Origin of the sequence: Micromonospora sp. NPDC051296, from assembly GCF_040682255.1 — a bacterium.
GTDB lineage: Bacteria > Actinomycetota > Actinomycetes > Mycobacteriales > Micromonosporaceae > Micromonospora > Micromonospora craterilacus.
Genome location: NZ_JBFBAO010000233.1, coordinates 1 through 11,321, shown reverse-complemented (window position 1 = coordinate 11,321; position 11,321 = coordinate 1). Strand labels below are relative to the sequence as shown.

Here is an 11,321-nt window from a genome sequence, read left to right as displayed (position 1 = left end):
CGGCGGGGTTGTGGTCACAAAGGGTTGCGGTCACGCAGGCTGGCGGTTCTGGCGGGCGTGCGTGATCGGCGGGGGCGCCGGCCCATCAGCAGCACGTCCGCCCGCTGCGGTCGCAGATTACCTGACTATAGTCAGCAATCATGGATCGCGGACTGATCGACGTGGTGCGGCGCTTCAACCGCACGGTGACCCAGCGCGTCGGCGCACTGGACGACAGCTACCTCGCTCGGGACCGGCCACTGGCGCAGTCCCGGCTGCTGTGGGAGATCGGCCCGGCGGGCGCCGAGGTCGCCGCCCTGCGGACCCGGCTGGACCTCGACGCCGGTTACCTCAGCCGGCTGCTGCGGACGCTGGAGGGCGAGGGACTCGTCGTGGTGGGCCCCGGCGAGGGCGACGGACGGGTGCGGACCGCCCGGCTCACCGACGCCGGCCGGGCCGAGTGGGACCTGCTGGACGGCAAGTCCGACAACCTGGCCTGGTCGGTGCTCGAACCGCTCTCCGCCGGCCAGCGCACCCGGCTCACCACCGCCATGGCCGAGGTGGAGCGGCTGCTCATGGCGTCGCTGGTCACCATCGGCCCCGTGCCATCCGGGTGATCCGCGCGCCCGGGCCTGCCTGCGGGCGTACGCGCGGGAACTCGCCGGACGCTTCGACGCCGGCTTCGACCCGGCCGGCAGCGGCGTCGAGGACAACGAGCTGGTACCCCCGGCGGGGCTGTTCCTGGTCGCCACCGTCTCGACCGAGGCGGTGGGATGCGGCGCCGTGCGGCTGAAGGCCGGCGAACCCGCCGAGATCAAGCGCCTCTGGGTGTCCGACACGGTACGCGGGCTCGGCGTCGGCCGGCGGCTGCTGGACGAGCTGGAGCGGCACGCCGCAGTCGCGGGCGCCGGCAGCGTACGGCTCGACACCAACCGCAGCCTCACCGAGGCGATGCGGCTCTACCGCAGCGCGGGCTACCGGGAGATCCCGCGCTACAACACCAACCCGTACGCCCACCACTGGTTCGCCAAGCCGCTCACCTGAGCGGCTCATCGCGACGGCGGTCGCGGCCATCCGGGTCGGCACACCCATTGACCCGGCGCGTTGTCCACGGCGATCAGGCCAGCCCGCGGTGATGCCTACGACCGCGGGCTGGAGGGGCTCGCCGCCCTGTCGTACACCATCTGGCGCCTGGTCGCCGGTGCGCTCAGCTGGCTGCTGTTCGTCGTACATCTGGCGATGAACACCCTCGACGCGTGGGAGGGGCGCCGTGCGGAGGTGCGGGCCGACTAGATGGCGGCCCGTGCGGCCGGCACCACCGGCGCCCTAAGCATGATCGACTTGCTGGCGCTGTCGCCCGTGCTGGCCCCCCTCATCGCGCCCAACGGGACGCCGGGCGCCGCCATGGACATGTGGCGACGGACTATCGCCGCGACCCGGGAGGACCACGCGCGGCAGCTCCCGCTGCTGCGCCAGCTCACCATCCGCCAGCAGGCATCGTTGCTCGCCAGCCACCCGGCACCGGGGCGACGGCATCAGGTGGTCGCGGGCATGGCGTACCAGGACGCCTCGGTCGTGGTGACCGAAGGGGAGGCTGCGAACCTCGACGCCGAGTGGCAACCCTATGTCGAGGCGTTGCGCAAGCAACTCGCCGAGGCGTACGAGTTGTGACCCGGGCGCCGGCCGGTAGCTGCCGCCGCGGTCCGGTGCCGGTCTTGCCGGTAAGAAATGAATGATGGTTCAATTCTTGTGTGGCCTACCGGAGCACGGAGCGGGTGAAGGCGAGGTTGACCGCCTCGCGCGAGCGGATCGTGGCCGCCGCGGTCGGGATCCTGGCCGAGCACGGGTACGCCGGCTGTTCGGTCGCCGCCGTCGCCGAGCGGGCCGGCGTGGCCACCGGCAGCGTCTACCGCCACTTTCCCGCCAAGGCCGACCTGTTCGCCGAGGTCTTCCGCGCCGCGAGCCAGCGGGAGGTCGACGCGGTCTCCCGGGCCGCGGCCCGGGAGACGACCGCCGCCGCCAAGCTCCGGGCCGTCGTCGAGACCTTCTCCGGTCGGGCCCTGCAGGCTCCGCGGCTGGCGTACGCCCTGCTCGCCGAGCCGGTCGACCCGGCGGTCGAGGCGCAACGGCTGATCTTCCGGCGCGCCCACGCCACGCTGATCGCCGGCTACGTGGCGGCCGGCGTGGCCAGTGGTGAACTGCCGCCGCAGGATGCCGAGCTGACCTCCACCGCCGTGGTCGGCGCCCTGGCCGAGGCCATGGTGGGCCCGCTGGCCGCCGGGGTCGCCGGCCCGGACACCATCGGCGGCCTGACCGCCTTCATCCACCGCGCGTTGGGAGTGTCGCCGTGACCACACACGAGGTGTTCAACCAGGTTCCCCCGCTGGTCGGCCACGACACCGCCGACGACCCGGCGCTGCTGGACGGGTTGGCCCGCGAGGGCGCCGGCTGGGCCGCGGCCGAACTGCACGAACTGGGATGGTTGGCCGGCAGCGAGCAGGCCATCGAGCACGGCCGGCTGGCCAACGAGCACCCGCCGGTGCTGCGTACCCACGACCGTTACGGTCACCGCGTCGACGAGGTGGAGTTCCACCCCGCCTGGCACGAGCTGATGCGTACCGCCGTCGGTCACGGGCTGCACGCGGCGCCGTGGGCCGACGAGCGGGCCGGCGCGCACGTGGCCCGGGCGGCCAAGTTCTACACCTGGCGTCCCGACGCCGGCCACGGCTGCCCGATCTCGATGACCTACGCGGCGGTGCCGGCGCTGCGGCACGCCCCGGAACTGGCCGCGCGTTACGAGCCGCTGCTCACCGCCCGGGTGTACGACTTCGGGCTGCGGGTGCCGCTGACCAAGCAGGGGCTGCTGGCGGGCATGTCGATGACGGAGAAACAGGGTGGCTCCGACGTACGGGCCAACACCACCGCCGCGCACCCCCGGCCCGACGGCAGTTACCGACTCGTCGGGCACAAGTGGTTCACCTCCGCGCCGATGTGCGACGTCTTCCTCACCCTCGCCCAGGCGCCGGGCGGGCTCACCTGCTTCCTGGTCCCGCGCGTGCTCCCCGACGGCAGCCGTAACCCGATGCGGCTGATGCGGCTGAAGGACAAGCTCGGCAACCGCTCCAACGCCTCCAGCGAGGTCGAGTACGACGACGCGGTCGCCTGGCGGGTCGGCGACGAGGGCCGGGGCGTACGCACCATCATCGACATGGTCAACCTGACCCGGCTCGACTGTGTCATCGGTGCGGCGGCCGGGATGCGCCAGGGCGTGATCACCGCCGCGCACCATGCCGCCCACCGGCACGCCTTCGGCCGGTATCTCGTCGACCAGCCGTTGATGCGCAACGTGCTGGCCGACCTGGCCGTGGAGTCCGAGGCGGCGACCGTACTCATGATGCGGCTGGCCGGGGCGACCGACCGGTCTGCCCGGGGCGACGCGGCCGAGACCGCGTTCAAGCGGATCGCCCTCGCTGTCGGCAAGTACTGGGTGTGCAAGCGCTGGCCGGGCCACGCCGCCGAGGCACTGGAGTGCCTGGGCGGCAACGGCTACGTCGAGGAGTCCGGCATGCCGCGGCTGTTCCGCGAGTCGCCGCTGAACTCCATCTGGGAGGGTTCCGGCAACGTGGCCGCGCTGGACGTCCTACGCGCGCTCGCCGGCCAGCCCGAGGTGATGGCGGCGTTCCGCGCCGAGGTGGACGCCGCGGCCGGCGCCGACCCGCGACTCGACGCGGCGGTACGGCAGCTCCAGGTCGCCCTGTCCGACCCCGCCGACCTGGAGGTGCGGGCCCGCCGGATGGTCGAGCAGTTGGCGCTGGTGCTTCAGGGGGCGCTGCTGGTGCGGCACGGCCACCCGGCCGTCGCCGACGCCTTCTGCGCTTCCCGGCTGGGCGGCGACCGGGGCCACGCGTACGGCACGCTGCCGGCCGGGGTCGACTTCGCCGCGATCATCGACCGGGCCACGCCCAAGGTGGGCTGACCGGTCTGGCGCCACCGACGCACTGTGGCGGCGCCAGACCGACGGCTCAGCAGTAGAGGTTCGCTCCGGCGGGTACGCCGAGGATGCCGACGAACTGCTGGTACCGGGTGACCCGGCTCTGCACCTGGGCGGGGTTGCCGCCGTTGCACTCGATCGAGCCGTTGATGCTGCGGATGGTCTGGCCGAACCCGGCGCCGTTGACCATCGCGCTGTGTGCCGTCATCGTGCCGGGCCCGTTCTGCGTCATCCAGTACCAGATGGCGGTCTTCCAGGCCACTGCGGCGTCGTTCTGCACCAGCCACGGGTTGGTCAGCAGCGGCAGCCCGAGCGCGTTGCCCGCCGCGTTGTAGTTGAAGTTCCAGCTCAGCTGGATCGGCCCGCGCCCGTAGTAGGCGGCCTGCCCGGCCGGGCAGCCGTACGGCTGGCCGTAGTCGCAGTAGTGCGGGTAGTTCGCCGTGTTCTGCTCCACGATGTGCACCAGGCCGCCCGTCTCGTGGTACACGTTCGCCAGGAACGCGGCGGCCTCCTGCCGCTGCACCGTGGCGCTGCCGGTACGGGCGAACGCCGGGTAGGCGCCGAGCGCGGCGACCAGGCCGGAGTACGTGTAGAAGGAGTTCCGGCCCGGGAACATCTGGTTGAACTGGGCCTCGCTGACCACGAAGCCGCCGGGGTTCGGCGGGCTGCTGGTGGGCGGCGTGCCCGAGCAGGTGTACGGGTCCCAGTACCAGGTGCTGATGATCGGGTCGTAGCCGGGATTGTCGTGCTCGGCGATGTAGTACTGACCGTTGGTGTAGCGCACGATGCTGCCGGCGACGTACCAGGTGCCGGCGACCCAGTTCGGATAGTTGCAACTGCCCGAGGGTGGCGGGTTACTGCCGCCGCAGGCGCCGAGATCCTGCCAGACCCCGGTGGTGCCCGGCGGAGCCTCGTTCTGGGTCCACCACTTCGCCTGGTAGTTGCGGCCGTTGTGGGAGACCTGCAGGCCTCCGGTGTAGACGGCCGAGGACTGCCACGGGGTCGCGCAGGCGGCGGCGGACGCGGCGGTCGACGGGATGATCGCCAGCAGTGCGCCGGCGAGGGTCAGCGCCGCGAGCGCGGCCAGGGCGCGCAATCTCGACATGTGATCACTCCTTCCGGTGGGGATCGGGGGAGTCGACGGCCGGACTGCACATCGACGGACGTCATCGTATCATCGACTGTTCACAAACCTTACTATTTGTGGGCGACGGTGGAACGCGCCGTTGAGTCATCCCGGGTGCTGTGGGATTCTTGTGCCTCGATGCGTTGTCGCGCGCGCGAGTGACCGTCGCCCGATGGGCAGCCGGGGCCGCCACGGACCCGGGGGGACGACGGCAGATGGCCTCAGCCGTCCGGGTGTCCCTCCTTCCGCCGCCGAGGACCCGCCACAGGGGACCCGGGTCGGGCGAAACTCCGCCGCGATCAACGAAGGAACAACCATGAGAGCTCCGAGCACATCCGGTCGCCGACGCCTCATCCCGGCGCCGCGGCTGTCCCGACCCGGCCGCACGGCACTCGTGGCGAGCATGCTGCTCGCCACGGGTGCGCTGGTCGGAATCCACCAGCCGAGCGTCAGCGCGGCGACCGCGCCGGTGACCGTGACCGTGAACACGAGGGCGGGGCTGGCCACCGTGCCCGACACCGCGCTCGGCGTCAACCACGCCATCTGGGACTCGCAGTTGGGTACGGTCGAGACGTCGGACCTGCTCCGCGCCGCCGGCGTCCAGATGATGCGCTACCCGGGCGGCTCGTACGCCGACATCTACCACTGGCGGGACCACACCGCGCCCGGCGGCTACGTCGCCCCGGGCACCGACTTCGACACCTTCATGGCCGGCGTGCAGCGGGCCGGCGCCCAGCCGATGATCATCGCGAACTACGGCACCGGTACCCCCGCCGAGGCCGCCGACTGGGTGCGGTACGCCAACGTGACCAAGAAGTACGGTGCCCGGTACTGGACGGTCGGCAACGAGAACTACGGCAACGGGCACTACGGGTCGGCTTGGGAGGCCGACCACCACCCGGACAAGAGCGCGACCTACTACGCGAACCTGGTGGTCGAGTACGCCGACGCGATGAAGGCCGTCGACCCCACCATCAAGGTGGGCGCGGTGCTGACCATGCCGGCGAACTGGCCGGACGGCCTGACCGCCGGCAACGATCCGGGCCCCTGGAACCAGACCGTGCTCAGCATCGCCGGGCCGAAGATCGACTTCGTCGACGTGCACTGGTACCCGGGCGGCAGCGCCGCCGAGTCGCTGCCCCGGACCAGCCACATCACCGACGCGGTCCAGCTGCTCCGGCAGCAGATCACCCGGTACGCCGGGCCGAACGCCGCGCGCATCGGGATCAGCCTCACCGAGCTCAACGTCACCTCCGGTGGCATGACCAGCCAGCCGGCCGCGCTGTTCCTGGCCGACGCCTACAGCGGGCTGCTGGCCAACGGCGTCTTCACCGTCCAGTGGTGGAACGTGCGCAACGGGATCGGCACGGTCTCCACCGTGGCCGGGCAGACGGACTACGGCGACTACGGCATGTTCTCCAGCGGCACCTGCACCTCAGACGGGTCGGTCTGCGAGCCGCCACTGAACACGCCGTTCGCGTCGTACCACGGGCTGTCCATGATGAGCGTCTTCGCGCGGACCGGCGACCAGTTCATCCGCGCCGGATCGGATCAGCCGCTGGTCACCGCGCACGCGGTACGGCGGAGCAATGGGGAGGTCGCGGTGCTGCTGGTGAACAAGGACCCGGACAACTCCCATCCGGTCACCATCGACTACGCCGGCTTCACGCCGACCGCCGCCGCGCCGCGGGTCTACACCCACACCAACGGCGCCAGCTCCATCGCCACCGACCAGAGCGGCAGCGCGACCAGCCGGACGCTGCCGCCGTACTCGCTGACCACGCTCGTGGTGCGCCCGGCCACCGCGGTGACCGGCCAGCCCGGTGCGCCCGGCCAGCCCACCGCCAGCGGCGTCACCGACCGGACCGCGACGATCTCCTGGCCGGCGGCCACCCGCGGCGCCAGCCCGATCGCCAAGTACGAGTTGTACCGGCAGAACGGTGCGGTCAGCGAGCAACTCGGCGAGACGACGGGCACCACCTTCACGGTCGGCAACCTCAACGCCGGCAGCAGGTACACCGTCAACGTGCTGACCCGGGACACCGCGGGTCGGGTCTCCTGGGCCTCACCGCCGCTCACCTTCACCACCGGCAGCCCGGCCAGCAGCACCTGCGGCGTCCGCTTCACCAACACCACCGACTGGGGCAACGGCTACGTGGGCACCGTCGACATCGTCAACAACGCGGCGAGCCCGATCGACGGCTGGACGCTGACCTGGACCTGGCCGACGACCTGGCAGCAGGTGAGCAGCGGCTGGAGCGCGAACTGGGAGCAGGTCGGCACCGCGGTCAGGGTCACCAGCACCGCCGACAACCGACGGATCGACGGCGGGGCCAGCACGAGTGCGGGCTTCGTCGGCGCGTACAGCGGCCCGAACGTCCTGCCGACCGCGTTCCGGCTCAACGGCACGCTCTGCACCAGCCTCTGACGTCGCCCGGTCGCCGTGCCGCCGGCGGGGTCTCTCGGCCCCGCCGGCGGCACCGGCGCGGATCCCGGTGCCGGAGGTGACCGTCACGTCGTCCGGGCAGAACTCGGATCAGGCCGGCGTGACCCGCTGCCACAGGTCGTCGAAGGCGATGCTGTCGAAGAAGGCGACAACATCGACGATCTCCTGGTCCGGCATGGTCAGGTACCAGGTGTACGTGTTGTGGTACGGCTGTCCGTCGCGGGCCGTGGACGCCGTGTCGAAGTATGCGATGACGACATCGCCATCGGCGTAGATGCCGTGCACGGTGGGCGCGGCGGGTGTGGACAGCCGCGCGTTGAACGGATCGAGAGCCCGGCGGAAGAAATCGTCCCGCCCCTGGTAGGTGCCGGCGACCACGCTGTTGCCGACCACGGTCCAGGTCGCGTCGGCGGCCAGCAGGTCGAACACGGTTCCGGTCCCGGCGGCCCACTGGTCGAACGCCTCCCGGATCCGCTGCTTGCGCCGGCCCTCGTCCACGAGATCCTCCTCCGGCGGGCGGGCAGCCGAGCGCCACCTGACCCGCGTCGGTGTCAAGCCTGGCAGCAGGCGCGGCCGCACGTCGGGCATTCGCGGTACTTGCCGGGACTCCTTGATCCGGGTGACTGGTGATTTTGCCGATGCGGTGCCGGTGGGGCAGCGCAAACACTGATCGCAGTCGATACAGCTCCGACTCAAGGGAGTATCCGACGTGCGATCATCCACCACCACCCGTCCCCGTTCCCTCTCCCTCGTGGCCCGGTTGGCGATGGCTGCCGTCCTGGCCGCCGGCGGCGTCGTCGCCACCTCGTCCGCCGCCCAGGCGGCGAACCCGTACGAGCGCGGTCCTGCGCCGACCCATGCGATCCTGGAGGCCAGCCGCGGTCCGTTTGCCACCTCCTCGCTGAACGTCTCCTCTCTGGTCAGCGGCTTCGGCGGCGGTGTCATCTACTACCCGACCAGCACCAGCCAGGGCACCTTCGGCGCGGTGGCCATCTCGCCCGGCTACACCGCCGCCTGGTCGAGCATCGACTGGCTGGGGCCGCGGATCGCCTCGCACGGCTTCGTGGTCATCGGCATCGAGACCAACAGCCGCCTGGACCAGCCGGCCAGCCGGGGTCGGCAACTGCTGGCCGCGTTGGACTACCTGGTCGAGCGCAGTTCGGTGCGCAGCCGGGTCGACGGCAGCCGGCTCGCCGTGGCCGGTCACTCGATGGGCGGCGGGGGCAGCCTGGAGGCCGCCGCCAGCCGGCCGTCGTTGCAGGCGGCCGTGCCGCTCGCGCCGTGGAACCTGACCAAGAACTGGTCGAACCTGCGGGTGCCGACGCTGATCATCGGCGGCGAGAGCGACACCGTCGCCCCGGTCTCCTCGCACTCCGAGCCGTTCTACAACACCATCCCGGCCTCGGCGGAGAAGGCGTACCTGGAGCTCAACAACGCGAGTCACTTCTTCCCGCAGTCGGTCAACACGCCCACCGCCAAGCAGATGGTGTCCTGGTTGAAGCGGTTCGTCGACGACGACACCCGCTACGAGCAGTTCCTCTGCCCGGGCCCGAGCGGCCTGGCCATCGAGGAGTACCGCAACACCTGCCCGCACTGAGGTGCCCCGGGGCGGTCGCCGGTGCGGCCGCCCCGGACCGTCCGACCGCCGGTCTTCCGTCCCAACGGCCGGCGGCACTAGATTGCATTGGCAGTGCAAATATCTCGGAGGTGGCGAGTGTCCGACCACACCGCCGACCGGCTGCGGGGGCTGGTCGCCGCGTTCCTGCGTACGCACGACCCGGGCGGTGACCGGGTCGGCTTCCTGCGCGCCCGGTTCGACGCCGGGCTGGCCTGGGTGCACTATCCGACCGGGCTCGGCGGGCTGGCCGCGCCACCGCACCTGCAACCGGTGGTCGACGCGGCCTTCGCCGAGGCCGGCGCGCCGGACAACCGCCCCCGCCGCAACAGCATCGGGCTCGGCATGGCCGCGCCGACCCTGCTGCGGCACGGCACCGACGCGCAGTGCCGGCGCTGGCTGCGCCCGCTGTGGACCGGCGAGGAGGCCTGGTGCCAGCTGTTCAGCGAGCCGGACGCCGGATCCGACCTGGCCGGCCTGCGCACCCGCGCGGCCCGCGACGGCGACGACTGGGTGGTCGACGGGCAGAAGGTGTGGACGTCGATGGCCCACGAGGCGCGCTGGGCGATCCTGCTGGCCCGCACCGACCCGGCCGTGCCCAAGCACCACGGCATCACCTATTTCGTCTGTGACATGACCACGCCGGGCGTGCAGGTACGGCCGCTGCGTCAGCTCACCGGCGAGGCGGAGTTCAACGAGGTCTTCCTGACTGGCGTCCGGGTGCCCGACGCCCAGCGGGTGGGCGCGGAGGGACAGGGGTGGCAGGTGGCCCGCACCACCCTGATGAACGAACGCGTCGCGATCGGTGGGCGACCGCTGCCCCGTGAGGGCGGGATGGTCGGCCTGGTGGCCCGCCTGTGGCGGGAGCGGCCGGAGCTGCGTACCGCCGGGCTGCACGAGGAGATCCTCCACTCGTGGGTACGCGCCGAGGCCGCCCGGTTGGCCGCGCTGCGGCTGCGCCAGCTCGTCGCCGCCGGCCAGCCCGGCCCGGAGGGCTCGGCGGTGAAGCTCTCCTTCGCCGAGCTGAACCAGCGGATCAGCGGACTGGAGGTGGAGCTGCTCGGTGCCCAGGGGCTGCGGCACGACGACTGGGTGATGCACCGTCCGACGGAACCGGACCTGCTCGGCCGCACCGCCACCTACCGCTACCTGCGGGCCCGGGGCAACTCGATCGAGGGCGGGACGTCGGAGATCCTGCGCACCGTGATCGCCGAGCGAGTGCTCGGCCTGCCCGCCGAACCCCGGGTGGACCGATGACCGACCTGCTCTACGGCGCGGACGAGGAGGCGCTTCGGGACAGCGTACGCGCCCTGTTGGCGGCGCACGCGCCGTGGCAGCGGACCCTCGCCCGGCTGGACGGCGACGAACCGTACGACGTGGCACTGTGGAACCGGCTGATCGATCAGCTTGGCGTTACCGGCTTGGCGGTGCCCGCCGAGCACGGCGGAGCCGGGGCCGGCTTCCGCGAGGTCGCGGTGGTGCTGGAGGAGCTGGGCCGGGCGGTCGCGCCGGTGCCGTTCCTGGGCGCCGCCGTGGCCACCCGGGCGCTGCTGGCCTGCGGCGAGACCGAGTTGCTCGGCCAGTTGGCCACCGGTGAGCGCTCCGTGGCGCTGGCGGTCGGCCTGGCCACCGCGCCCGACGCGGCACCCCCACCAGAACCCGATCCGACGGTCACGGCCGAGCCCGGCTCGGCGCTGCCCGGCGTGGTAGCCCGGTCGGCCGGGGTCGAGTCCCGTCCGGTGCTGCGTGGCATGGTGGACGGCGTGGCCGAAGCGCTGTGCTGCGACGTGCTGCTGGTTCCCGCCGGTGACGGGTTGTACGCCGTCGAGACCTGCGGCCCCGGGGTGCGGATGACGCCCGTGGTGTCGCTCGACGTCACCCGTCCGCTGGTCGACGTGGTGTTCACCGGCGCTCCCGCCCGGCCGATCGCGGCCGGCGCGGTGGCGAGCCGTGCGGTGTCGGCGGCGCTGACCGCCGGTGCGGCACTGCTCGCCTCGGAACAGGTCGGCCTGGCCCAGTGGTGTCTGGACACGACTGTCGCGTACGTGCGCACCCGCCACCAGTTCGGCCGGCCGGTCGGCTCGTTCCAGGCGGTCAAGCACCGGCTGGCCGACCTGTGGGTGGAGGTCACGCAGGCTCGGGCGGTGGCCCGGCACGCCGCCGA

General features: G+C 72.1%; 12 protein-coding genes. 10 read left to right on the top strand and 2 right to left on the bottom strand.

The genetic code is table 11. The features are described 5' to 3' along the window. The first annotated feature begins 140 nt into the window (after positions 1–140). From AB0M52_RS22545 to AB0M52_RS22520, 6 genes are all read left to right on the top strand, one after another. Positions 141–596, top strand: coding sequence for a MarR family transcriptional regulator (locus tag AB0M52_RS22545; protein ID WP_363956894.1), 456 nt, complete (start codon positions 141–143; stop codon positions 594–596). Between the two features lie 19 nt (positions 597–615). Beyond that, complete coding sequence (locus AB0M52_RS22540) at positions 616–1,023, top strand: GNAT family N-acetyltransferase (protein WP_363956903.1); 408 nt, start codon at positions 616–618, stop codon at positions 1,021–1,023. Between the two features lie 60 nt (positions 1,024–1,083). Beyond that, positions 1,084–1,272 (top strand): hypothetical protein, encoded by a 189-nt coding sequence (locus tag AB0M52_RS22535; RefSeq protein WP_363956891.1) that lies wholly within the window; start codon positions 1,084–1,086, stop codon positions 1,270–1,272. 39 nt (positions 1,273–1,311) lie between these two features. Beyond that, a complete protein-coding gene (locus AB0M52_RS22530; RefSeq protein WP_363956888.1) occupies positions 1,312–1,650 on the top strand; it encodes a hypothetical protein in 339 nt (112 codons plus the stop codon). 80 nt (positions 1,651–1,730) lie between these two features. Further along, a complete protein-coding gene (locus tag AB0M52_RS22525) occupies positions 1,731–2,330 on the top strand; it encodes a TetR/AcrR family transcriptional regulator (RefSeq protein ID WP_363956885.1) in 600 nt (199 codons plus the stop codon). Beyond that, a complete protein-coding gene (locus tag AB0M52_RS22520) occupies positions 2,327–3,955 on the top strand; it encodes an isovaleryl-CoA dehydrogenase (protein ID WP_363956882.1) in 1,629 nt (542 codons plus the stop codon). Before AB0M52_RS22525 ends, AB0M52_RS22520 begins: the two co-directional genes overlap by 4 nt. A gap of 46 nt (positions 3,956–4,001) precedes the next feature. On the opposite strand, the gene AB0M52_RS22515 is transcribed toward AB0M52_RS22520, so the two are convergent. Continuing rightward, on the bottom strand, positions 4,002–5,075 hold the full coding sequence (locus AB0M52_RS22515) for a glycoside hydrolase family 19 protein (protein ID WP_363956879.1): 1,074 nt from the start codon (positions 5,073–5,075) through the stop codon (positions 4,002–4,004). A gap of 424 nt (positions 5,076–5,499) precedes the next feature. Here AB0M52_RS22515 and AB0M52_RS22510 point away from each other — a divergent pair, with 424 nt between their 5' ends. Beyond that, the gene (locus AB0M52_RS22510) at positions 5,500–7,524 is read left to right on the top strand and encodes a cellulose binding domain-containing protein (RefSeq protein ID WP_363956900.1); all 2,025 of its coding nucleotides are present in this window, start codon (positions 5,500–5,502) and stop codon (positions 7,522–7,524) included. Positions 7,525–7,632: 108 nt separating this feature from the next. Here AB0M52_RS22510 and AB0M52_RS22505 read toward each other — a convergent pair whose 3' ends face one another. Further along, on the bottom strand, positions 7,633–8,040 hold the full coding sequence (locus tag AB0M52_RS22505; RefSeq protein ID WP_363956876.1) for a nuclear transport factor 2 family protein: 408 nt from the start codon (positions 8,038–8,040) through the stop codon (positions 7,633–7,635). Positions 8,041–8,308: 268 nt separating this feature from the next. On the opposite strand from AB0M52_RS22505, the gene AB0M52_RS22500 reads away from it, so the two are divergent. The 3 genes from AB0M52_RS22500 to AB0M52_RS22490 all read left to right on the top strand — a co-directional run. Continuing rightward, the gene (locus tag AB0M52_RS22500) at positions 8,309–9,139 is read left to right on the top strand and encodes a dienelactone hydrolase family protein (RefSeq protein WP_363956897.1); all 831 of its coding nucleotides are present in this window, start codon (positions 8,309–8,311) and stop codon (positions 9,137–9,139) included. A gap of 117 nt (positions 9,140–9,256) precedes the next feature. Beyond that, on the top strand, positions 9,257–10,414 hold the full coding sequence (locus AB0M52_RS22495) for an acyl-CoA dehydrogenase family protein (RefSeq protein WP_363956873.1): 1,158 nt from the start codon (positions 9,257–9,259) through the stop codon (positions 10,412–10,414). Then, a partial coding sequence (locus AB0M52_RS22490; protein ID WP_363956870.1) for an acyl-CoA dehydrogenase family protein occupies positions 10,411–11,321 on the top strand: 911 nt, incomplete at its 3' end. The genes AB0M52_RS22495 and AB0M52_RS22490, both read left to right, overlap by 4 nt.

Bases quoted from the DNA above. Each gene is read 5' to 3' on its own strand.
- AB0M52_RS22545 (WP_363956894.1), top strand. From the start codon at position 141: ATGGATCGCGGACTGATCGACGTGGTGCGGCGCTTCAACCGCACGGTG.
- AB0M52_RS22530 (WP_363956888.1), top strand. From the start codon at position 1,312: ATGATCGACTTGCTGGCGCTGTCGCCCGTGCTGGCCCCCCTCATCGCG.
- AB0M52_RS22515 (WP_363956879.1), bottom strand. From the start codon at position 5,075: ATGTCGAGATTGCGCGCCCTGGCCGCGCTCGCGGCGCTGACCCTCGCC.
- AB0M52_RS22510 (WP_363956900.1), top strand. From the start codon at position 5,500: ATGCTGCTCGCCACGGGTGCGCTGGTCGGAATCCACCAGCCGAGCGTC.
- AB0M52_RS22500 (WP_363956897.1), top strand. From the start codon at position 8,309: ATGGCTGCCGTCCTGGCCGCCGGCGGCGTCGTCGCCACCTCGTCCGCC.